Consider the following 23,466-nt stretch of genomic DNA (forward strand, 5'->3'; position numbering starts at 1 on the left):
ACGGGCTAAACCGTTTTTTTTAAAACATATGTTCCATTGGTTTAGCCCAAACCTATACCACCATCGTATTTATAACGCATTTTTTTGTCTAAAATTCACAGATTATCTACCTTTACTGAGTGATTTGAATGGTATAAAAATATGGAACACATTATCGAAATATTACAATCCGGCGGAACGATTCTTTACCCTACAGATACAATCTGGGGAATTGGTTGTGATGCGACCAATATAGAAGCTGTCAATAAAATTTTTGACATTAAAAAGCGTGAAAAGAACAAATCCATGATCATTCTCGTAGAGTCTGAGAAAAGACTTCAGGATCTGGTAGATGTTCCTGAAATGGCATGGGAGATCATTGATCTGAGTGAAAAACCGGTGACTATTGTTTATGAAAAACCAAGAGGTTTGCCTAAAGAACTTCTTGCTGAAGACGGAAGCATTGGAATCCGCCTTGTGAAAAATGATTTCTGTAAAAAGCTTATATCCAAACTGAACAGGCCTCTGGTTTCCACTTCTGCTAATTTCAGTGGAGAGAAAAGCCCGTTGAAGTTTTCTGATATTTCAGAAGAAATGGTAAAACTTGTAGATTATGCTGTGGAAGAAGACAGGGAAAAAGTTTCAAAATATTCAGGTTCTTCGGTAATCAAAATATGGAGTGATAACAGGATAAAGGTTCTCAGAGAATAAGAATTCTGTATCAATCTGTTTATTTTTCGGAGTCTTGCCTGGTTATATCGGCAGGATTTCTTTTTTTTAGTTTTATCTTTGCACACTCAACTCATAAAATATATGCTATGAATCATCAGGATTTTGCTCAGATATGGGTAAATGCATGGAATTCTCATGATTTGGAGAATATCCTTTCTCATTATTCTGAAGACATTGAAATCACAACTCCTATGATAGCCTTGGCTACAGGTGGTAAAGAAAGCTCTTTACAGGGAAAGGAAGCCATCCGTGAATACTGGAAAAAGGCGCTGGATAAATTTCCGGATCTTCATTTTGATCTGATCCGTTCTACAGCAGGAGTAGATTCCGTAGCATTATTTTATAAATCTATTATGGATAAGCATGCCGTAGAGGTTATGTTTTTTGATGAGGAAGGGAAAATTAACAGAATGTATGCTCATTATGATTAATGAACTGCATGGGTAGAACTTGACACTATTATTAACGATGAAAATTAATCTTAACCAAAATAAAAATTTAAAACTTTTCAAAATCATTTCTGAAGCTGCGGAAAGGAACAATCAGTCTGTTTATATTGTAGGCGGATATGTACGTGATCTTCTGATGAAAAGAAAAGCATCCACAGATATCGATTTTGTGACGGAACAAAGCGGTATTGAGCTGGCTCAGAATGTTGCTCAGGATATTGATCCTAAATTAAAAGTTTCCGTTTTCAAAACTTACGGAACAGCTATGATCAAATATAAAGATCTTGAGCTGGAGTTTGTAGGGGCCAGAAAAGAAAGTTATACGGAAAACAGCAGAAAACCTGAAGTGGAAGGTGGCAGCCTGGAAGATGATCAGAAGAGAAGAGATTTTACCATCAATGCAATGGCTATCTCTTTAAATAAAGATAATTTCGGTGACCTCATCGATCCTTTCAATGGGATTGAAGACCTCGAAAAAGAAATTTTAAGAACTCCGCTTGAACCTGCCCAGACGTATTCCGATGATCCGTTAAGGATGATGAGAGCCGTACGTTTTGCTTCTACTTTACATTTCACTATTGAAGAAGGGTCTCTGCAAGCAATCAAGCAGGAAGCAGAAAGAATCAAGATTGTTTCTATGGAAAGGATCATGGTAGAATTTAACAAGATCATGATGTCTTCAAAGCCTTCTATAGGCTTAAAGCTGATGGAGCAAACGGGGCTTCTGAAGCTGGTGATTCCTGAACTGATCGAACTAAAAGGTGTAGAAGAGGTTGAAGGGCAGACTCATAAAGATAATTTCTACCATACACTGGAAGTTGTTGACAATATTTCTGAGAACACTGATAATCTTTGGCTTCGTTGGGCTGCTTTACTCCATGACATTGGAAAAGCTCCTACGAAAAAGTTTGTGGAAGGTACAGGCTGGACTTTCCACGGGCATGAATTTCTAGGTTCAAAAATGGTAAAAACTCTTTTCCAGCGCCTGAAACTGCCATTGGGAAGTGATATGAAATATGTTCAGAAAATGGTAAAGCTTTCCTCCCGCCCTATCGCTCTGATTACGGATGATGCCTCGGATTCTGCCTTGAGAAGACTTTTATTCGATGCCGGGGAAAATCTTGAGGATCTTTTTACGCTTTGCAAGGCTGATATTACAACCAAAAACTCTAGAAAACAAGAAAAGTTCAAAAAGAATTTTGAATATGTAGCGGTAAAGATCAAGGAAGTAGAAGAAAAGGATCAGGTAAGGAATTTCCAGCCCCCTATTACCGGAGAGGAGATTATGGCTATGTTTAATCTTAAGCCTGGCCGTGAAATCGGGATTCTGAAAGAGAAGGTAAAGGAGGCAATTCTGGAAGGTGAGATTCCTAATGAAAAGGAAGAAGCTACGAAATTTGTGATTGCTGAAGCGGGAAAACTGGGATTGACAATTTAAATCTTTATTGAATATAATAAGAGCCCGGCGGGATGTTCCATCCCGCCGGGCTCTTTGTTTCCATTGGAAACAAAGCCGGCCGGTTTCTTCGAAACCGGCCGGAAAAAAACACAAATGATGAAAAAAAATAAAAAATTATATTTTCATTGCTTGCAGTACAAGTATTATTGATTTAAAAATACTCCATTAGCTCCTCGGCCTCCAGTGTCCTTAATAGTGTAAATTTCAGCCCCTGAAGTTGCTGAATATATTTTTAATTCACTATTGGATTGGAATTCTTTAACATTTGAAGCAAAAATTCTTCCGTCAATAACACTAAATCCATATAATGTATAATAAAGTCCACCATCAGCAGCAGTTAATAATGGGCTGCTAGGAACCGTTGGGTTTTTCACACTTGTAGTATATACTTTATTGGCAGAACTGAAATAGAACTTATCGTTATCAATCTGAAGATTCGTCCCATTAGCAATCCCGGTTAATGTTATAACAGGTGTTAAAGCCCCCGTGCTTGAAATTTTATAGATATAAGAATCTGTTGTTGTTGCGGAAATAGTGTAAACATCAGAGTTGTAAGAAATGGTTCTGTTGATATCTCCGTTTGGAATTGAAATTTCTGTCGTTGCGTCTGTGGAAGTATTGATATAGGTAATTTTATTTCCGTATCCAAAAGTAGCATTCTGAACAAAAATATTTCCTCCGGCTTCTACCACTTTGTCTATGCTCTCTGTAAAGTCAATTTTCTTTACAAACGATTTGTCAGAGATTTTATACTTTGTAACACTTTTAGCGCCTCCAACATTTAAATTATTATTTACAACATAAATAAACCCATTGGCAAAAGCAATACCTCTTGGGTTATTCAGCTGCTCTTTAATCTCTCCTACTTTTTTAAAGGTAAAACGGTCTACAATCACAATCTTATTAGAATTGTTCATTACCAGATAGGCATTATTTCCATTAAAAGCAATGGTCTGAAGCACATCACCTAACGGTTCAGTAGAACCATTGTTATAAGCATAGATATTATCTTGCTTAAGAGACAGATCTCTCGTAAGGAACATAATATTCGCTCCGTAAGAATTAAAGTTTCCTTCATTGGCAATAAAATATCCGTTCTGATAAGTGATTGGTGACTCATCAAAAGTAATGCTGTCGCTGCTACATGATATATTAAATAGTAGTGCGAAGGCGAATAATACAGTTAAAAACCTAGTTATTCTCATAATATATTAATTTTAATTTTTAAAAATTGATTGCTGCATAAATACTATAGTTTCTTTTAGGTAAAGGATAAAAAGCAACAGTTTTATAATAAGTATCTGTTATATTATTTACTTTAAGTCCTAAGGTATACTTTTTCAAAACTGTAGCTGAAATGCCGGCATTTAAAATAAAGTAAGGATCAATAGCTGTCATTCTATGTTCATCAGCATCAGTATACGTTAATCCATTCAATTGTCCTTGTGCGAAGAATTTTAAAAAGCCATATTCATAATCAATGTTGGCCACTCCTCTGTGCATCGGAACATAAGGTCTCTGCTTCTGGGTTTCTTTATCAATAGATCTTGTATAATAATAACCTACATTTGCTTTAAACTTATGACTACCGAATTGCTTGTTAAAAGACAACTGGGATTCCAACCCGTAAGATTCTGTTTTACTGATATTAAAAGCCTGCCAATATCCCATAGCGGTCGGCAACCAGGCAATAAGGTTAGTGGCTCCCATATAGTAAGGAGACAGCGTAAGCCTGAAGGCTCCTATTTTAAATTCATGGGTCATATCTGCCTGAGTAGAAGTTTCCGGTTTTAAATCCTTGTTTCCTCCCGGCTCATAATAAATATCATTAAATGACGGATATCTGAAGTTTTTTGACACATTAAAGCTTACATCATACCATTTTACAGCATTCCATTTTCCGGAGACGGAATACATCACCGGAGAGTTGACATCTTCTACAAAATCTTTTTTTATTCCTCCTTCAAAACGTAAGTCTTTTGTGGCAAAATATCTCAATAATCCGGCAATAGACCCTACATTTCGGCTTACATTTCTTATTCCGCTCTGATAGCCTTCTCCTTTATTTACCTGAAACTCTCCGATCACGTTAATATTCCATTTTGAATTCAGGAAATAATTGAAATCATTTTTCAGGATGTAATTTTTTCCGGTACCACCGCTTGATTTAGGCAAATCCAGGGAACCGAAATACTGAAAATTTTCTTCCGTATAAGCAGCTTTGAATGAGTTGCTGAATTTCGTTTTATTCCAGTCCCAGGCAAGCAGACTTCTTACACTCTGGGTTTCATATTTTGTTTTTATTGCCGTATCCTCGTATACGGGATAGTGCTGTGAGGAATCAAAAAACTGACTCTGCCACGAAATTTTATGATCATCAGCTATTTTATACGAAGCTCCTACATTGAAGGTTGTATTGTAATAACGTCCATTTGTATTAATAAACTTCATATCATCCACTTCATAGTTATTCTCACTTACAGAATAATTTCCCGAAACCTTAAAACTGAACTTATCATTACTGTAAGAACCTTTCACAAAGTTATTATAGGTATTAAAAGAAGCTACTTCAGAAAACAGAGCTCCGTGAAAACCTTTATTAAAGTCAAGAGTATTATTGAGGTGAATACTTCCGCCAATGGCTCCGCTGCCATAGATAACACTTCCTCCGCCGGCTTTTATTCCGATCTGGTCATAGCCGAACGCAGCAATATTATTGATATCGCCCTGTCCTAAAAAATTAGAGTTGATATTGATTCCGTTCCAAACAAAAGCGGTCTGCTGTGCCGTAGTTCCTCTGAAAGATGGAGAAGAAACCGCTCCACGTCCATTTTCTTTAATATAAACCTGAGATTGAAATCTGAGAAGTTCGGAAAGGTTGGTTGAGTTTTTTTCAACTTCTTCTGCCGGGATGGTTTTCACGGGATGAAAGAGCTTCACTCTGCTCATCTGATTGTCGAAAACATAAACAGTATCTATGGCCTTCTCCTGTGCTAAAAGAAAACAGCCATAAGACGAAAAAAACAGTACTAAAGATCTTTTTATACCCATATTCTTTTACTTTTCCTCCGAAAGCAATATGTTTTTTTTAAAATTATAATTCCGGCAGGTCTCCTGACTTTCGCTTTCTGTACCTTCCCGTTTTCACAGTGGTTTTTTACAGAAATTTCTATTGCGATTTACAGTTGCGGGGACAGTCCGGGAGTTTCACCCGATTCCCTTTTCATTCCAAAATACTGGAAACCAAAATTTTTGCAAAGATAGTTTTTTAAATGTATTAGACAAAAACCACCAAAACACTATGTTTTCCATATAAATAAAAAGAGCAGCTGTTCTCATTACTGAAAACAGCTGTTCATACCACTACTTGTATTTAATATGAAAATTATCTTTTGATGAATTTATAAGTCTGTTGTTGCCCTCTTTTAATTGAGTATTGAAGAATATAATCCCCTTTCGATAAAGATGATACATCGATACGGTCTTCTATAGCATCAAATGTTTTCACTTTTTGCCCGACCATATTATATATTTCCGCTTTTTCAATTTTTCCTGTTCCCTTGAAATACAGAACATCAGCAACCGGATTAGGATAAATACTGATCATGTTTTTATCTTTCACTGCTTCTTTGGTAGACAGGTAGCTGGTAAGATCCAGATAAAAAGCAACCATCTGATTGGAAGAATCAGTCCCCATACCTGCAATTTTCTTTCCGTCCTGGGAAATAGCAAGAGGGAGGCCCATCGTTACTCCGTTGGTATTAATACCTAATCCCACTGTATAATCATTCAGATTGATACGTCCGCTTTCCGATGTCCAGATAAAACCTTCCCCTGACATTGGCGGTGCTCCGAATGCTCTGTAGTATCCAATAACCTTTGTACCGTCTGCAGAAATTCCTGTAGCCCCTCCTTTGAAAAAGAATGAAGCATTGGGATGCGTTATATAAGTGAGCCCGTTGGTTGCATTCCAGACATAAGGATTAGGATTTCCGGCCCCTATGATCGTGTTTCCGTCAGCAGAAATACCACCGGCTTCACCTACATTATTCCCGTTACCATCTGTAATAAACGTCTCTGTTCCGTCTACCCATTTTGCACCGCTTCTCGTACCTGTTGGCTCATCCTGCCATCCTACGATCACCATTCCGTTGGCACTGATGGCATTTGCTCTTGAACTTCTTCCCGGCACTATACTTCCCAGATCTACCACTCCACCGGTTTCATCCCATTTCACAGCATGTGCATTGGCTGCTGTAAGAAAGCCCAGTCCTACAATCGTATTTCCGTCCGGAGACATTCCCCATGTAGAGCTTACGCTCCCATCCCAGCCGGTAGGTACAAGCCCTCCTCTGTTTACCCATGTAGAGGTAGCTATATCATAAGTTGATATCTCATTAAAGCCTGTTGCAGTATTGGTAACTGAAGAAGCTATTTTCTTTCCGTCATTGGAAACAACCGTTCTTCCTGCAGCCGGATATCCGTTGGAAATCATTCCTATCTGTTCGAGTCCTCCTGCGGCAGTCCATTTATATATTCCGCCGGCACTGGTATGCATACTCACGATTCCACTGTCAGAAACTGAGCCTACATTATAATTTCCAAGGCCCATTACCGTAAGCTGTGCTTCAGTCAGATTAAAATTAAGAAAGAAATAAGCAACCAATACTTTCATTGACATTTTGTAACTTTTTCTCATATATTATTATATTTAGTATTTGGAATTATTGAAAACAATATTAATCTTATATTTACCAAAATGAAAGGATTTGACTTTCACAATTCATGAATTTTAAAAGAATTAAAAACATAAAATACTGATAACAAACAATATAAAAACAATTCATTTTGAAAGCAGATTTCAGAAGAATCATTCAAAAAAAATTAAAAAGCAATATATTATCCGGAAAAATGATTGAAAGTAGTGGACGGATTTTAGGGTTGCTGTTTATACTGTATTCCATTGTGATTAATGGACAATCCGGCCCCGACTTCAAGATTCTGGCAGATAAGGCATTCCAGAAACTCTATCAGAATCCTGACGACTGCATCAGCTATTCACAGGGGCTTCTTGTAAGTGACCAGGGAACGGAGCATAAAATAATACTCCAAAACATCATTTCACAGGCATTTGCTATGAAAGGTGACTATGTACAGTCAGTCAATATTTATTCTCAAAAAGAAGATGCTGATCTGAAAAAAGATCTTTCTTATTTCTTACAGGTTTTTGGAGATTATAGCCTTGCCGATCAATATCAGAATCTGGGATTGTATAACCAGTCAAAGAAAATCATTACAGCCCTTTTATCTGATTCCAGGCTAGCAAAAAGTACGGATCCGAAATTAAAAACCACAGCTGCCAAGCTTTTCCAACTGCAGGCTATCAACTTTGGAATTAATAAAAATTATCGTGCAGGATTGGAAAATCTCGCTAAAAGTGACCAATACCTTACCCATCATGATGAAGAGAACAGGATCATAAGGATTGAAAACGCTGTCTTCCGGTCTTCCTATCTGATGAGACAAAATAACCTGGAAGCATCTAAACAACTTATAGAAAATGTGATTTCGGACCTTGAACAAAGAAAAAATTCGCCCTTCCTTCTCAGTTTAGCGTATGAAAGCTTATCCCGATATTATTTTTTAAAACAGGATTATACAACATCTGCTGAAAAACTGGAAACAGGTCTATCACTGATCGAAAAGCTGCCTTTCAACAATTTAAAAGTCAAAATCTATGAATCTCTGTCAAGGAATTACTTTGCTCTCCATGACGATGTAAAATATCACCAATACAATAAATCCTATACTGACCTGAAGTCCCAGAACGATGCTCATACAAGAGAAGGGATACGGTATATTGTAAAGCTCATGGAAACCAACCAGAATAAAAATCTTGAGTTTCAAAAGCAGAATTATTCAAGATCGCTCTGGTTATTTATACTTACCTTATTTTTGACCTTCATCGGATTACTGGTCTTTTTCCTGATCATCAGAAATAAAAATAAAGACTTAAAAAAGCAATTTGATTTTTTTGAAAAGCAGAGCCAACTGAAACAGAAAGCCGGCTCTCTGACAAACCAGTCAATAGAAAAGGCTGAAGTTGCAGAAAAAGTCCCGGGGAAAGACTCTGGTAAAATTTCAAAGGAAAAAGAGGAAGAAATTCTCAAGAAACTTGAAGAATTCGAACAATCTGATCGTTATCTGAATAAAAATATGTCACTATCCGCACTTTCTTCCCAAATGGAGATCAATACCAAATACCTCTCTGAAGTCATTAATACCGGCAAAGGAAAGAATTTCAACGGGTATATTAACGAATTAAGAATCAACCATATTGCTCATCTTCTGAGAACAGAACCCTTATTTCTTAATTATAAAGTAAGTTATCTGGCTGAATATTCCGGGTTTTCATCGCATAGTGCCTTTACTACGGTTTTCAAATCGGTTACCGGGATGTCTCCCAATGCCTATATTCAGGAAATCAGTAAAAACAAAACATCATGAAGCCCGTCTTTACAATAATTGTCTGCCTGTGCTTTTGTATCTTTATGAAGGCACAACATGGCGGAAATAATGCTGTCATAAAAAAAGCACGTCTTGAAATTTATGATAATCCTGACAATGCTATACGGATCGGAAAAAATTTATTAAAACAGAACAATGACATCAATACCTCCATTGAAATATATATGCTGCTTTCCACTGCCAATATTGCGAAGAGGGATTTTAATGAATCATTGAAATATATTTTAAAAGCTAAAGAACTTTCACAAAAAATAAATGATCCTAAAAAGCAGGTCAGCGTTTTGGTTATGGTAGCCATACAGTACCAGCAAATGGAACTTTTCAGCAAAAGCCTTGAAACCCTGAATGAAGCAGATCAGTATCTGGCAAAAATTCCGGACAGAACACCGGAAAAGTATATAGAAACAGCCACAAGCTACGCCATAAGAGGAATGATCTATAAAAGCCAGTCGAATTCTGAAATTGCCCTTGAAAAATTTCTGATCTCAATAGCCAATTTCGAAAAGGTTCCTGTAAAAACAACTACTTATTCCAATATGAGTGTCGTCTATTACAATATCGGCTATTGCTATCTCAACCTGGATCAGATTGATAAGGCACAGCAGGCATTTGTACAATCTATCAACTATGCCCGGAAAAACCATGCTAAAAGCCTGGAAGCCTTTGCCCTGAAAGGAATGTCGGAAGTACATAAACAGAAACGTGAAAACCGGACAGCCCTTGATCTTTTACTAAAAGCTGAAAACCTCAGCAAAAACACCGGCGATATTATCCTCAATGAAGGAATTTATAAAGAAATGGCAGATAACTACCTGGCAATGGGAAAACAGAACCTGTACCAGTTTTATAATAAGAAATACTTTGAGATGCACTTCAAAAGGAAGCAAAATGAACTGGCATCCATTAATCAGTCCATTGATAACTACAATAAAGAAAGTGCTGTAAAAAACAGAAAACTAAAATCTTATTACCGCTCTGTGAAAATTATTGCCGGAATTATCGGAATCCTGATCATCAGTATTTTGTTATATTTTATTTTGAAAATAAGAAAACAGAACAGGACTTATCAAAAGGATATACAGCAAATGATCCGCACTTTATAGCATATAAACAAAAAAACATTCCCGCAGGAATGTTTTTTGATATTATTTATATTCAGTTTACTGACCGATAACCTCCGTGATAGGATTTCCTACACTTCCGCTTGGGAACTGAATTTTCAATAGAGAAGATACTGTAGGTGCAATATCAGTCATATGATACGCCTTGTTACTTTCTCCCTGCTTCACCCCCCATCCCATAAAGATCAACGGAATGTGTGAATCGTAAGAATTCCATACGCTATGGGTAGTTCCGGTTTTAGAATATGGCGGAAGCATAGAATCATGAGAAATCAGCTGGATATCTCCGCTTCTCTGTCTGTTGATTCCATTGATAATTCTTTGTTTGATCGGTTCCGGAATGCTTGATTCCTGCACTTTATCTACAGAAACAGCATAGAGCACAGTAGGATCTTTTTCAAGTTCTTTTACCGTGTAATTTCTTACATCATCCAGCTCAAGCTTAGAATCTGCCAATACTTTTCTGTCAAAATAAATCTGATAATTATCGATTGCGTTGATCAGTTTATCAGCCCCGAATTTATCTTTAAGCTTTTGGTTAAGGTTCTTTTCTGCTCCTTCGCCGAAGAAACCTGTCGGGATCTTATGCTCTTTAAGGAAGCCTACAGAATGCGCTCCACCATGGTCAGCAGAAAGAAAAACAGTGTATTCACCTTTTCCTACTTTTGAATCCAGATATTTGAAAAATTCTGCCAGATCCTGATCCAGTCTGATGTAAACATCTTCCACTTCAATAGAATTGGGACCGAATTTATGTCCTGCATAATCCGTAGATGCAAGGTTGATCGCTAAAAAGTCTGTAATATTATCTCCACCCAGTTTTTCACCTTCTACGGAAGCTTCTGCCAGCTTCAGTGTCAATGTATTTCCGAAAGGAGTATAACGGATGTTGTCTTTTTTAGTCTGATAATCCTGAGCTAGATTATTATAAGGGAAAGTAGGTGTTTTGGAACTCCCCAGTAATCCTTCCCAAGGAGAATTGTCCGGTGCACTTTCTGTATACTGATTGATAGGAAGTAAGGTATTCCAACCGTTGGCTACTAATTTCTCCGGTAAATTCTGAGCGTTGAAAGATTTTACCCACTGAGGAAGATCATTCATATACCATGTACTTGTAATGAAGTTTCCGGTACTGTCATCAAACCAGAATGCTCCGTTGGGCGTGTGACCTGCCGGAAGAATAGAAGCTCTGTCCTTCAATGAAACTCCAATTACTTTTCCCTGAAAATTGGTTGCCAGTCTCAATTCATCGGTTACCGTAGTAGACCAAAGATTTTTCGGAGAGTGGCTTCCTGTTCTGGTATTGGTAGTTCCTACCGGCTGAACGTTTTCATCTGCCGTACAATATACCCCTTTACCTGTTTCTTTATCTGTCCAGTCATTTCCGGCAATTCCGTGAATGGCAGGTACAGATCCCGTATAGATACATGTATGTCCCAAAGCGGTAATGGTAGGCACATAAGGGATGTGTACGTTGTTTAAAGAATATCCTGTGTTCAGTAACCTTTTGAAACCCTCATTTCCATACTTTCCATAAAAACGGTATAAATAATCCCAACGCATCTGGTCTACTACCAGTCCTACGACTAATTTCGGTCTTTCGAGTTGGGTATTTCTGTTCTTCTGTGCATTGATTGTAACTACGGACAAAAAAGTAGCTGCCGCAATTGAAATATTCCTAAGCATCCAAGTAAAATTTTATTGACCACAAATTTAAGGGTTTTGAAAGTTTTGGAGTGTGAAATTTTATTTAATTTTGAATTATTGTGCAATTCATCAATCTATTCCTCTATGATTTTAGGCGTATACTGGTATTTTAAATTTTCTGAGCATTTGTATCATTTTAAATTTTTCAGATTCCTGCCGGGCTATGGAGGTCATGCTGATAACCCTGCAGAGCTGGAAACGAAAGTAGAAGTAAAGAATACCGATGATATCCTCAACAAACTGGAAAACCTGAAAGCCCAGTTTCCCCGGACCTATCTGCAGATTCATATTTGTGACAACAGACTGATGATAAGTACAGGCGATCATATGCTTTTTGATTACAATTTTCAGTTTGCTGTAGAAATAGAAGCGCTGCTGATCCGTGAGAATGCTATTTTACTCGACAGTCAGGCTCCTCTTGAAATACAATACAGTAAGATTTTCCACCCTGAAAACCAGAAATATGAAACCATAGAACACCGTTTTATTCAAATGGTAGGCTCTGACTTTAAAAGGAATAATGCAGAAAATTATTCTATCAGAATCGACTGCAACTTGCCTCTGAAGGATAAAAGCCACCTCATTGACGATCTTGCACAGATCTGTAAAGAAGAAAACATCAATGTATTTTATTATCATGAGGCCGATTTCAATAATCATTGTAACCTGATGCTTTCCTTTACCAATGGCAGACAGAAACAAGACAGTATCCAAAATGTTGATATCAATTCCTTCGGAACTAAGGTACGCCGTCTTACTGAGAAATATCCTCTGCTCCACTTCGGCCATCTTGAAGGTTTTAAATACTATCCTTCCCGTAACACCCATGTGAGGCTGATGGCAGATGAAGACTATATTTTAAATGAAAAACAAAACCCTTTTTAATTCAATAGTATGATCAAATTCAAATATATCATCCTGTACGTGGAAGATGTGAAGCAATCCATGAGTTTTTATAAAAATACTTTCAACACGGAAATAAAATTCATCACTCCTGAAAAAGATTATGGTGAACTGATTACCGGAGAAACCACAATCTCATTTGCCTCTGTAAGCCTGGCAAGTTCCAATATCAAAGAAGGTTTTTTAACTTCAAAGGCGAATGCAAAACCATTCGGAATAGAACTGGGATTTGTAACCGATGATGTAGAAACATTGGTTGCAGAAGCAGTAAAAAACGGAGCTATTCTCTATGAAGATATTGCTGTAAAACCCTGGGGGCAAAAAACAGCCTATATCAAAGACCCGGACAATTATCTGATAGAAATCTGCACAGAAATTCAATAATAGTCTCTATGGAAATAAAAAAATTACAAAAATTAACAGCTAATCCCAGCTCAGAATGGGGACACAACGGCTATTCAACAGATATCATATATTCGCTCTCGTCTATTGAATTTTCAGGTTCTTTTGAATTTTTATTAAAAGAAAAACATTTACCGTACACCAAAGTCTGGGAAACTACTTCAGAAGATATTGTTGATCTGAATATGATCATTGAAAAAGACCACTCTTTCGGAGCTTTTGTCAATAATGAACTTGCCGGCTGGATCATCTGTGAACCCAGGACATGGAATAACAGCTTTTATATCGAAAATATACTGATTGATGAGAAACACAGAAGACAGGGTATGGGTATCATGCTGATTAAAAATGCAATTAAAGAAGCACGAAAATTAAACTGCAGAGTCATTGAGCTTGAAACCCAGAATACCAACTACCCAGCCATACAATTTTACCGGAGAATGGGATTCAATATCACAGGACTGAATACAAGACTGTATGAAAATTCTGAAGAAATAGCCCTTTTTATGACCTTAGATCTGGAATAAGCATATGATGAAAAATTTATCCGTTTTTGTTTTTTTACTGCTCTACTCCCTTCTTTTTTCCCAAAATAGAAAAGCAGTCATGCAGATCACTTATGAAACCAGAATTATTTCTGACACCCTGAACCGCCAGAACGTACAGCAATACGAAATGATTCTGCTTTGCAATGCCACCGAATCTGTATATTATAATCGGGAAGCAAAAGATTTTTATACCAGATCTGATAAAACGGCAGGTATTGTAACCACCGCAGGAGTTATTCCGAAATATCCCAAAACAGAATACAGTATCTTTAAATCTGATAACACGCTTACAGCTTTTCTGCCCGTAGGCAAGTATATTTTCAGTTTTAAAGAACCTGATCTGAAGTGGGAAGTTCTCACTGATACTAAAAAAGTGCAGAATTATCATTGCCGGCTGGCCAAAACAACAAGTGATACCGGAGATGTTTTTTTTGCCTGGTATACAGAGGATATCCCTATTCCGGAAGGACCTTTCCACTTCAAAGGCCTTTCCGGAACAGTGCTGGAAGTTTATAATAAGAGCAGGACTATTGAAATTTCTGCCGGCAGTATACAAAAAAATAATGAAACCATAGCCCCTCTTCCCTACTCATCTGTCGTAAAGGCAAAAACCAAAAAGCAGTATCTGGAAGCTAGAAAAAACTACATCGAGAATCCTTCTATGTATAACGGAAATATCAAAATATTTGACGCTGCCGGAAAAGAAATCACCCATAAAATAAAAGACAGGCTTCAGAAAATAAATGTCTTTCTCGATTAAATTTTCCTTTAATACTCATAAATTTTTAATAAAATTTTAAAACACTTGTTGGTGTCTTAATTTTTTTATATACCTTAGTACCTCAACAAATTAAAACATAATTACTATGAAAAATTTAAAGAAATTAAAAAGAAATCAATTGGTTCTGATCAGCGGTGGTGATACTGCTTATGCACTTTGTGTAGATGGAGTCTGCCCTCCAACCCATGGTTATTATTATTGTAGTGGAGATACCTGCTACAGAAGCCTGAGCGGAGGTGGAACTGGGGGCGGAACCGGAGGCGGAGGAACTCATTGTACGGAGCCTACACGTTTTTGTATGGAAGGAGAATCAGGTTGTGGATGTGTTTACATATAAAAACACTTGTTTTATCAATAAGAGCGGTTTTTACCGCTCTTTTTATTTTAAATCCTTTTATAGCCAGCTGTTCTCTTATACTCATTAATTTAAATACAATTTCAGTATTTTAGCAAAATATCAACAAAATATAATGAAAACATTAATCTGGCAGGGAATCTTTTACCAGTCCCTTGAATATTTTACTTTAAAAGAGAACAATGGAAACCATATTGTAACCTCCAGAATTATCGGCTGCCTTAAAGATCTGCTCTATAGTGTGGATTATCACCTTACGATTGATATCAACTGGAATATTCTTGAATTTTCAATCGAATCTGAAGTTAATACCGTTAAAAATAGGATGACTGGGAAAAAGCAACAGGATGACTGGGAAATTAATGGCAATATCAATCCGGATTTTAAGGGTTTCCAATATATTGATATTTCTCTCACCCCTTTTACCAATACCTTACCGGTCAACAAACTGAACCTGCCGGAAAACAGGGCTCAGGAAATTGAAGTTATTTATATTGATGTCCTGAATCATCAGATCAGGCCGGCTCAGCAGCGATACACCAGAACGTCCTCAGATCGGTATCTCTATGAAAATATTCAGTCCGATTTTAAAGCAGAAATTGTAGTGGATGAAAACGGACTGGTGATTCAATACCCGGAATTATTTAAAAAAATAACGGAAATAAAATCCTGATTTCCAATTCTATTTATAAACACTTTTAATTTTTGAAGAAAGCATCAATATGACCATTAATGAGATCAAAGCTGCTGCTCTTACTTTAAGGGCAGAAAGCCGGCAAGAGCTCTATGATACCATAAAAGAGCTCAAAGACAATAACGTTTCCTTCCCCGGCTGTGCGGCTTTCCTACAGTATAATCTGCAAATATCACTGGCTGACGCAAGAAAACAGCTCCTTGAAACCGATATCTGGACTGCAAAGGAAAAAGATGAGATCAATGGTTATCATCTTTTGATGATGAGCGAGTTTGATGAGGAAGAAGATTAACTTTTACTATAATTTTAATATAATACCAAAAAATGGATCCGAGAATACAAAAGATCAAAGACACCATAGAACGGCCTGCCACGGAATTTATCACCGGGGGATTCAGACCACAGAATACATTGGAGGAATCATGGATCGGGCGTGTTTTTGCATATGCCGCACATGAAGATATTCCTCTGGATCAGAAGGGCAATCCAATGATGCCGCTTTTACAGATCTATCTCCCCAATCAGCCGTTTGTACCGGAACTCATCAGGGATAAAAAGCTGCTCACTGTTTTTATGTCTTATGATTTCCCGGAAAATCTTGAAAAAATGGGTGCCAACTGGGTGATCAGGGAATATGATAATTTGGAGGATATTGTTATCAAAGACCTCAAAAGCCCGACATCTTATCTAAAACCTTTTCCAATGCGTTCTCAATTGTTCCCTAAAGATGCACCTTTATGGGATGGCGGAGGAATTGAGGATATCGATTACCGTTTAATTTCTGAAATTGTCAAGCTTGAAAGAGAAGGACTTTTCAACAGTTATTTCGACATTATTAACCACAGCTACCGTACTAAATTGGGTGGCTATCCTTCCTTTTGCCAGCCTGGCATCGGTTTCAAAGATGGTTTCGGCGAGGGTTCTGAATTCGTTTTCCAGATCTCATCGGACGAAAAAGCTTATCTGAATGTGGTAGACAGCGGAAGTTTTATGTTTGCCAAAAATAAAGATACCGGAGAATGGAGCCTGTATTATGATTTTTATTAAATACACTGATCAGAAAATCTGCTTTCGTGAAGTTATAATTCATATTAAACCAATATTAAAAACTTATAATCATCAAACCCAATGACAAACAAGAAACAAAATATTGCAGAAGCAATGAAAGGCTGCAGCATTACAACAGGTATAGTCCGTTATCATGACTTATGCTACCTTTCATTGGTAGATAATGAACAATTAAAGAACGGACATAAACATTCCTACGATTTTGAATTAGACATGGGAAACTGGGGATGCGATGTTTTAAACTGGGTGGTCGTTTCAGAAGCAGTCATTCATTACCCCGAAGAAAAATGTATCAGACTAGGCGAATACGGACAAATAGAAGTTTCAGGCGGTGGTGAAATTACTATAGAAAAAGAGATTACGGCCAATGGAGGTCCGCAGAAAAGAGGACCATTAAGAGAAGTAAATGCTATTGACGGCAAAGCTTATGCTGTAGGCACCTGCCGCCAGGTTTATATGAGAACGGATAAAGACCAGTGGATATGCCTGGATGCAACAGCGCAGATCTATGGAAAAGATGAGGAAAAATACGATAAGTGTTTTGAGTCTGTTGCCGGATTTTCAGATCATGAAGTATACTGTGCCGGCTGGGAAGGAGATCTCTGGTTATATGATGGGAAGGAGTTCAGAAAAATAGAATTGGGAATTAACAACCATTTAACCAAAATAAGAACAGCCTCCGATGGTTTTATTTACGGATGCGGAATGGGAGGAATTATAATCAAAGGGCGTGAAAACCAATGGGAAGTTATCACAACAGAGCATGAAGATCTGTGGGGTCTGATAGAATTTAATAACAAAATATATGTCTCAAGTTTATATGCTGTTTATGAGTTATCCGGCAATGAATTGATTCCCATTGATTTTGGTGAAGACATTACTCCGGCTTCCTGCTATCATCTGTCAGCCGCAGACGGAATTATGTGGTCCATTGGCGGAAATGATGTTTTAGAATTTGACGGAAATCTCTGGAAAAGGATATTGAAATTAGAATAATAAGTGTTTTAACTTCTAAATTAAACAAGCCTTTATAAATAATAAGGGCTTGTTGTTTAGGATGGGATGGGTAGGGTGCTTGCATCAGCTATGAGTTACACTGTAAATCAAACGAATTGGGAATTTTTTTTACAAACTCTTTTATTTTAATATCCTTTAACCCATCATGTTGCATGTAATGTTCAATTTTTAATGCTTTACTATAATCTTTATAAGATATTTTATACCTTAATATATCAAAGGAAAATTTTGACACCTCTAATCTCAATTTTTCCATTTCCAAGGGATGAACATCGGTATCCTTTTCAAGCATTTTTTCAAAATCTATCAATTTTTGGCAGATATAATAAATTTCATCTTTAAGGAAGATAGGAGGACATCCAAGTAAAAATTTTATCCGGGATAGAATAATTTTTCTAAAACTATACTCTTTTATTCCGTAAAAATATCCTAATTTACTCTCATCTATATCAGTATTTAACATTAAAAATCTCCCCTTCGCTGGCGCAAGCGTCACGCTTGTGCCAATCATAAATCTACATCTATTTTTCATGTTAAAAAAATATAGATACAAAACTCTCTATGAATATTTCAATTTTAAAATTTAACAAGCCCTTACTTTTTTGTAAGGACTTGTTTTTTTATTATGGTACGAGCTAGAAGCTCGCACCAGCTGGGGGCAGTTTCTTTCCCTTGTTTATTTCTCCCAAACAAATCTCTGAAGAAATTTCCTATTCGACCAAAAAAATTAGCTTTTGGATCATCTGGATCTTCTCCAGGGCTACGACCAAGCCCTGTAAAGATATTACTTCCTGATGTTTCAGTACTTGTAGACATTGTAGCCACATAAGCTTTAAAAGCAATCTGTGCTGCCTCCCCCGAAGCGAACATTGCGTCATTTCCATCCGGATCAATCACCATCACAGGATTGTTGATGGCATAGTTATAAGGGCTCCATGAACTGTATTTCTCAGACATGGCATCCATCACGCCCCATCTACCCAAATCAGGAATCATCATTCTGGCTCCGTAATCATACATGCCCGTTTCCTGAAGCTCTTTACCATTGTATTTATAACTGTAATAACTTCCGAACAGGGAACGTCTCACTTGTGTCAACCATACATCTACATTTAATCAACCCTTACTTATTATAGGGTTGATTGTTTATATGGTACAAGCTAGAAGCTCGCACCAGCTGGGGATTTATACATATTTTGAACATTATTCTTTAATTATAATATTCAAATTTTCATAATTAATATACGAGGCATCTAACATTTTTAAAATATTATAAACTACAAATACTAAACGACCTACTTCAGACATTCTATAATTAACTATATAAATCTCTTTGTTAAATTCTATTTTTTCAAAACGAGTTGAATGTTTCTGAAGTTCTTTCTCATCGGGTTTTTTATACCATTTTTTCAATATTTCGTTTAAATAGTTCTCTAAAACATTTTTTAAATCTTGTATTCTATTCCCAGAGATTATATAATTTTTTGACATATTATCATCTTCTAAAAAATACATAAAAAGTTTAAAAAATACGTAATATGAGAGATTAGAATCAATTATTATTTTTGAATTATTATTTTTAAAAATTATTTCTTTCATTTTGGCAATACATGATTAATTATTTGACCTTGAGAATTATACACTTTTAAGTGTGCCTTTGAAACATTTATATTTACAGCCTTAAAAATATCCAAATAAGTATTAGCTATATCAGGACCTGGAAGATAGTGACCAGATAAATTATTAATATTAACAATATTTCCTCCTCTTATTTTTAATTCTCCAGCAGCCAATACGTTTGAACCTTTTGATAAAAAAGTATGTTTTCTTCCTAATAAAGTTTTACCTGATTCTGTTATCACAAAATCAAAAGTTCCAGAAGCTTTTGTTGAACCATTCATTAATATTTTGCCATCTACTATAGAGCCTAATAGCTTTCCTTCTGTACTTACAGGCAAAATATTTGTCAATAGCTTTCTTTCTAATCCCTCCGCCCCAGCTTCAGGATTAACAAAAAGCATAGCAACCATGCCTACATTTTCCCTTTCTTCTGCATAAGGTCCTACTCCCATATTTCCAATTGCTGAATAAGGATCTGTACTGTTAAATAACAAAGCACTAACAACCTGCCAAGTAGTAATTCTTTTAGCAAAACGTTCTTCAGAAATTTCTTCAGCAGGACCAACCATTAAACGGTTTGAGTTTTTTTTATTATGTCCCAATAAATTACTAAAAAAATTCCCAATACTACCCCAGAAACCAGGTTTTGGATCATCTGGATCTTCTCCAGGACTACGACCAAATCCCGTAAAAATATTCCCTCCCGATGACTCGGTACTTGTAGACATTGTTGCTACATAAGACCTAAAAGCTTCTTGTGCGGCCTCCCCCGAAGCAAACATTGCGTCATTCCCATCCGGATCAATCACCATTACAGGATTGTTGATGGCATAGTTATAAGGGCTCCATGAACTGTATTTCTCAGACATCGCATCCATAACGCCCCATCTACCCAAGTCCGGCATCATCATTCTGGCCCCGTAATCATACATGCCCGTTTCCTGAAGCTCTTTACCGTTGTACTTATAACTGTAATAACTTCCGAAATAAGAGGTAGTATCAATCCTGAGATATGGTTTAATCCAAAAGGATAGTAATTATTCTCTTCAAGAACTTCTATTCATGTATCATTTTTGAAATAACTTAAACGTATATTTCCTAAATGATTTTACCCATGAATATAGTTTTTTCAAGTTGAAATAAACCACTGCAAATTTTACAGTGGTTTTGCTTTATTGAGACACAAGCGTGATGCTTGCGCCAGCTTATAGGGTTATATTTTTTTCAATAAGATTATAAAACTGCTATGGTTCAATTTATTACTATTTACATTTACCATAAAAAGATACTTTTAAATTTTCATTATCAATATAAAGGCATCTAAAATGAGGATCAAAATGATTAAGGGACGGTTCTAAATTATCTATAATATTAATTTTGTCATTAGACTGATTTTCAAAAAACTTTTCAATACTTATTGAATTATTTTCAATAAATAAGTAAATTGTATCCTTTTTCATTATTTCAACTCCCTTTATATTTAATATCTTAAGGTTCGGTTTATAATCCCCTATTTCTATAAAAGTTGTATCATTTTTCTTATTAAAATAAATACTTATATTATTGCTTTTTGATGCTTGCAGCCTATTCAATTCTTTTTTATAAGAATATATTTCTCTTTTTAGATTTTCTTTGATTGAAATTCTGGGGTAAGTGTACTCTTTAATGTTTTCTTTTTTATTTTCTTTACAAGAAAATAAGATAAGAAGAAGCAACAGTGCTTTACTTCCTTCTAAAAGATGTCGTATCATAATATATAAAATGTGGTCGGTTATCTGGGTTGCCTATATATATCCATGGGTTAGTTTTTATTTGCCCTCCATATTTATTTAATAAATTTTCGTAGCTGCTCCTGTCACCAGTTGATTGGTTAAAATCTACAGCTCCGCCTTTTTGGAATCCAGAAGGATATGCCATTTCATCATACCTTCCTTTTAATAAATGTCTATTTTCCGGGTGGTCATAGATTAAGAAGGGATGAGAATGTCCGGACCCTAATAAATTATAACCAGATTCTAAATATTTAAAAATTGCGCTCATACCAACAGAGCCATCATTATGGTCACTATTAATTATTGTCACCGAACTATCTGAAAACCAACCATTTTTAGTTAAATGATTAAAACCCCATTCTTTTTCTGTATTTGCGGCTAAGAAATAGAAATAATTCTTTATTTGCTTTGTGGACACAGAAGAATTTTCAAATGTTATTGTCGTTTCCGTAGGTTTATATTGATTGGAATAACTATCATATTTCATATCTTGACGCAAATTCTTCATAAACTCTTTATTTAGTTTTATAACTTTAGATTTATCCCAATTATACAATCTATCAAAGTTATATTTTGTTTCTGATATTCGTTCAAACTTACCATTTCGATTCAATATATAATCATCACCAAATAAATTGGATCCAAATCCTGTAAAAATATTCCCTCCCGATGACTCGGTACTTGTAGACATTGTTGCTACATAAGCCCTAAAAGCTGCTTGTGCTGCTTCCCCCGAAGCAAACATTGCGTCATTTCCATCCGGATCAATCACCATTACAGGATTGTTGATGGCATAGTTATAAGGGCTCCATGAACTGTATTTCTCAGACATCGCATCCATAACGCCCCATCTACCCAAGTCCGGCATCATCATTCTGGCCCCGTAATCATACATGCCCGTTTCCTGAAGCTCTTTACCGTTGTATTTATAACTGTAATAACTTCCAAACAGGGAACGTCTCGCTTGTGTCAACCATACATCTACATTTAGTCAACCCTTACTTATTATAGGGTTGATTGTTTATACGGTACAAGCTAGAAGCTCGCACCAGCTGGGGGCAAAGTTTCAAAAATATTGTGAAAAGCTATCCTATAGTTTCTTGTACATAATTATCAGATTTATAAAAATCACTTAATTTTTGACCACAAAATGGACAATAGTTTACAACCATTCTCATCGTTTTTTCATCATTCACACTAATTCCATATCCTGAAGTAATAACAAACCCTATTTCATTGACATTAGGGTCAAGTAAAAGCATTTTTTTTCTAAAATCACCAACATATTTTACAATTCTAAAATTAAGACTCATCTTATTTTCTGGTCTATTAAAAAAACTTAATCTTTCGCAACAAAAAATTTTATTTTCCATTTTTTTTATTTTATTAAGGAACGTGTGGTTTAGCTATTTTATTTAAAGCCTGCACTACATCTTTTCCTGTGAATAAATACTCACTAAAAGTACCTGAAATTCCTACATGTTGCCCATTTGGATTAATTGATAATCTTTGAGTATGTTCCAAAATGTATAACCCAGACCTACTAATTTGATACTGATTGATTGTTCCTCCATTTTTAATATAACTGGCCGCATAATCAATATTATCAGTTAGAAACAAAAATTCACTTCCAATTTCGGAACCACTACTTCCTCTATATAATGTAACAAGAGGATCAAATTCATCAACTGAAGAAAGCATTTTAGATAAACTATTCCCTGTTTCGTCTACTGCCGCTACTGCATTAGCAGCTTTCGTAATTCTACCATATCCGCCAAACATATTGTAGCCGCCTCCACCAAAATCCTGCATAATTTCTATGTGAGAACTATTCATTAATCTAAAAGATCTATCTAAACTAGATTCCCCATCATTATAAAAAGGATTATCACGACGTGCCCGATATTCAGCCATTGGGTTATAATTGGCTCCTTGTATTAAACCAAATAATCTGCTTCCACTGGCACTATAATCTTCAGCTGTTATTCTTTCAGCAGAACCTACTTCTAAACTTCCTGTTTTACCTCCTCTAAACCATTTACTAAAGAAATTGCCTACACTCCTCCAAAAACCTGGTTTTGGATCATCTGGATCTTCTCCAAAGCTACGACCAAATCCTGTAAAAATATTCCCTCCCGATGACTCGGTACTTGTAGACATTGTTGCTACATAAGCCCTAAAAGCTGCTTGTGCTGCTTCCCCCGAAGCGAACATTGCGTCATTTCCATCCGGATCTATCACCATCACAGGATTATTGATGGCATAGTTATAAGGGCTCCATGAACTGTATTTCTCAGACATCGCATCCATAACGCCCCATCTACCCAAGTC

25 protein-coding genes, 1 pseudogene and 1 riboswitch are annotated in these 23,466 nt (G+C 36.2%); of the genes and pseudogenes, 14 read left to right on the forward strand and 12 right to left on the reverse strand.

The window, feature by feature from the left end:
- The first annotated feature begins 141 nt into the window (after positions 1-141).
- The 3 genes from ACTJJF_RS21055 (at position 142) to ACTJJF_RS21065 (ending at position 2,598) form a co-directional block, all read left to right on the forward strand.
- Complete coding sequence (locus ACTJJF_RS21055) at positions 142-690, forward strand: L-threonylcarbamoyladenylate synthase (protein ID WP_440700919.1); 549 nt, start codon at positions 142-144, stop codon at positions 688-690.
- Positions 691-797: 107 nt separating this feature from the next.
- Positions 798-1,142 (forward strand): nuclear transport factor 2 family protein, encoded by a 345-nt coding sequence (locus ACTJJF_RS21060; protein WP_440700920.1) that lies wholly within the window; start codon positions 798-800, stop codon positions 1,140-1,142.
- 37 nt (positions 1,143-1,179) lie between these two features.
- Positions 1,180-2,598 carry a CCA tRNA nucleotidyltransferase gene (locus tag ACTJJF_RS21065; RefSeq protein WP_440700921.1) on the forward strand — a complete coding sequence of 473 codons (1,419 nt, stop codon included), beginning with the start codon at positions 1,180-1,182 and terminating at the stop codon, positions 2,596-2,598.
- A 164-nt stretch (positions 2,599-2,762) separates the two neighbouring features.
- On the opposite strand, the gene ACTJJF_RS21070 is transcribed toward ACTJJF_RS21065, so the two are convergent.
- The 3 genes from ACTJJF_RS21070 to ACTJJF_RS21080 all read right to left on the reverse strand — a co-directional run bounded on the left by ACTJJF_RS21070 (position 2,763) and on the right by ACTJJF_RS21080 (position 7,318).
- Positions 2,763-3,824, reverse strand: a complete 1,062-nt coding sequence (locus ACTJJF_RS21070) for a DUF5074 domain-containing protein (RefSeq protein ID WP_440700922.1) — start codon at positions 3,822-3,824, stop codon at positions 2,763-2,765.
- A 19-nt stretch (positions 3,825-3,843) separates the two neighbouring features.
- Positions 3,844-5,670 (reverse strand): TonB-dependent receptor plug domain-containing protein, encoded by a 1,827-nt coding sequence (locus ACTJJF_RS21075; RefSeq protein WP_440700923.1) that lies wholly within the window; start codon positions 5,668-5,670, stop codon positions 3,844-3,846.
- A 36-nt stretch (positions 5,671-5,706) separates the two neighbouring features.
- A riboswitch (cobalamin riboswitch) is annotated at positions 5,707-5,882 on the reverse strand.
- A gap of 122 nt (positions 5,883-6,004) precedes the next feature.
- On the reverse strand, positions 6,005-7,318 hold the full coding sequence (locus tag ACTJJF_RS21080) for a T9SS type A sorting domain-containing protein (RefSeq protein WP_440700924.1): 1,314 nt from the start codon (positions 7,316-7,318) through the stop codon (positions 6,005-6,007).
- A gap of 149 nt (positions 7,319-7,467) precedes the next feature.
- Here ACTJJF_RS21080 and ACTJJF_RS21085 point away from each other — a divergent pair, with 149 nt between their 5' ends.
- Positions 7,468-9,126, forward strand: a complete 1,659-nt coding sequence (locus ACTJJF_RS21085; protein WP_440700925.1) for a helix-turn-helix domain-containing protein — start codon at positions 7,468-7,470, stop codon at positions 9,124-9,126.
- A complete protein-coding gene (locus tag ACTJJF_RS21090) occupies positions 9,123-10,250 on the forward strand; it encodes a hypothetical protein (protein WP_440700926.1) in 1,128 nt (375 codons plus the stop codon). Before ACTJJF_RS21085 ends, ACTJJF_RS21090 begins: the two co-directional genes overlap by 4 nt.
- A gap of 57 nt (positions 10,251-10,307) precedes the next feature.
- Here the strand turns inward: ACTJJF_RS21090 and pafA are convergent, their stop codons facing one another.
- Positions 10,308-11,954, reverse strand: a complete 1,647-nt coding sequence (gene pafA / locus ACTJJF_RS21095) for an alkaline phosphatase PafA (RefSeq protein ID WP_312305604.1) — start codon at positions 11,952-11,954, stop codon at positions 10,308-10,310.
- Positions 11,955-12,059: 105 nt separating this feature from the next.
- On the opposite strand from pafA, the gene ACTJJF_RS21100 reads away from it, so the two are divergent.
- The 9 genes from ACTJJF_RS21100 to ACTJJF_RS21140 all read left to right on the forward strand — a co-directional run bounded on the left by ACTJJF_RS21100 (position 12,060) and on the right by ACTJJF_RS21140 (position 17,722).
- Positions 12,060-12,860, forward strand: coding sequence for a hypothetical protein (locus ACTJJF_RS21100; RefSeq protein ID WP_440700927.1), 801 nt, complete (start codon positions 12,060-12,062; stop codon positions 12,858-12,860).
- Positions 12,861-12,869: 9 nt separating this feature from the next.
- Positions 12,870-13,262 (forward strand): VOC family protein, encoded by a 393-nt coding sequence (locus ACTJJF_RS21105; protein WP_440700928.1) that lies wholly within the window; start codon positions 12,870-12,872, stop codon positions 13,260-13,262.
- Between the two features lie 8 nt (positions 13,263-13,270).
- The gene (locus ACTJJF_RS21110; RefSeq protein WP_440700929.1) at positions 13,271-13,807 is read left to right on the forward strand and encodes a GNAT family N-acetyltransferase; all 537 of its coding nucleotides are present in this window, start codon (positions 13,271-13,273) and stop codon (positions 13,805-13,807) included.
- Between the two features lie 7 nt (positions 13,808-13,814).
- Positions 13,815-14,588, forward strand: coding sequence for a GLPGLI family protein (locus tag ACTJJF_RS21115; protein ID WP_440700939.1), 774 nt, complete (start codon positions 13,815-13,817; stop codon positions 14,586-14,588).
- A gap of 106 nt (positions 14,589-14,694) precedes the next feature.
- Positions 14,695-14,946 (forward strand): hypothetical protein, encoded by a 252-nt coding sequence (locus ACTJJF_RS21120; protein WP_312305616.1) that lies wholly within the window; start codon positions 14,695-14,697, stop codon positions 14,944-14,946.
- A gap of 133 nt (positions 14,947-15,079) precedes the next feature.
- Entirely contained in the window at positions 15,080-15,637 is a 558-nt protein-coding gene (locus tag ACTJJF_RS21125) for a putative glycolipid-binding domain-containing protein (RefSeq protein WP_440700930.1), read from the forward strand.
- A gap of 49 nt (positions 15,638-15,686) precedes the next feature.
- A complete protein-coding gene (locus ACTJJF_RS21130) occupies positions 15,687-15,950 on the forward strand; it encodes a hypothetical protein (RefSeq protein WP_440700931.1) in 264 nt (87 codons plus the stop codon).
- A gap of 32 nt (positions 15,951-15,982) precedes the next feature.
- On the forward strand, positions 15,983-16,705 hold the full coding sequence (locus ACTJJF_RS21135) for a hypothetical protein (RefSeq protein WP_440700932.1): 723 nt from the start codon (positions 15,983-15,985) through the stop codon (positions 16,703-16,705).
- A gap of 81 nt (positions 16,706-16,786) precedes the next feature.
- Complete coding sequence (locus ACTJJF_RS21140; RefSeq protein ID WP_440700933.1) at positions 16,787-17,722, forward strand: hypothetical protein; 936 nt, start codon at positions 16,787-16,789, stop codon at positions 17,720-17,722.
- A gap of 88 nt (positions 17,723-17,810) precedes the next feature.
- Here ACTJJF_RS21140 and ACTJJF_RS21145 read toward each other — a convergent pair whose 3' ends face one another.
- The 8 genes and pseudogenes from ACTJJF_RS21145 to ACTJJF_RS21180 form a co-directional block, all read right to left on the reverse strand.
- Positions 17,811-18,275: a hypothetical protein gene (locus tag ACTJJF_RS21145; protein WP_440700934.1), complete on the reverse strand. Its 465-nt coding sequence runs from the start codon at positions 18,273-18,275 to the stop codon at positions 17,811-17,813.
- Between the two features lie 62 nt (positions 18,276-18,337).
- Positions 18,338-18,832, reverse strand: coding sequence for an RHS repeat domain-containing protein (locus tag ACTJJF_RS21150; RefSeq protein WP_440700940.1), 495 nt, complete (start codon positions 18,830-18,832; stop codon positions 18,338-18,340).
- A 114-nt stretch (positions 18,833-18,946) separates the two neighbouring features.
- Positions 18,947-19,342: a hypothetical protein gene (locus ACTJJF_RS21155; protein ID WP_312305640.1), complete on the reverse strand. Its 396-nt coding sequence runs from the start codon at positions 19,340-19,342 to the stop codon at positions 18,947-18,949.
- Entirely contained in the window at positions 19,339-20,295 is a 957-nt protein-coding gene (locus tag ACTJJF_RS21160; protein ID WP_440700935.1) for an RHS repeat domain-containing protein, read from the reverse strand. Before ACTJJF_RS21160 ends, ACTJJF_RS21155 begins: the two co-directional genes overlap by 4 nt.
- Positions 20,296-20,625: 330 nt before the next feature.
- On the reverse strand, positions 20,626-21,114 hold the full coding sequence (locus tag ACTJJF_RS21165) for a hypothetical protein (RefSeq protein ID WP_440700936.1): 489 nt from the start codon (positions 21,112-21,114) through the stop codon (positions 20,626-20,628).
- Positions 21,086-22,108, reverse strand: a complete 1,023-nt coding sequence (locus tag ACTJJF_RS21170; protein ID WP_440700937.1) for an RHS repeat-associated core domain-containing protein — start codon at positions 22,106-22,108, stop codon at positions 21,086-21,088. The genes ACTJJF_RS21165 and ACTJJF_RS21170 overlap by 29 nt, the downstream gene beginning before the upstream one ends.
- 112 nt (positions 22,109-22,220) lie before the next feature.
- Positions 22,221-22,508 carry a hypothetical protein gene (locus ACTJJF_RS21175; protein WP_212650613.1) on the reverse strand — a complete coding sequence of 96 codons (288 nt, stop codon included), beginning with the start codon at positions 22,506-22,508 and terminating at the stop codon, positions 22,221-22,223.
- Positions 22,509-22,521: 13 nt separating this feature from the next.
- A pseudogene (locus ACTJJF_RS21180) lies at positions 22,522-23,466 on the reverse strand (hypothetical protein); the annotation flags it as partial.

The sequence above is a fragment of the Chryseobacterium sp. 22458 genome, assembly GCF_052044975.1.
In the GTDB taxonomy this organism is placed as follows: domain Bacteria; phylum Bacteroidota; class Bacteroidia; order Flavobacteriales; family Weeksellaceae; genus Chryseobacterium.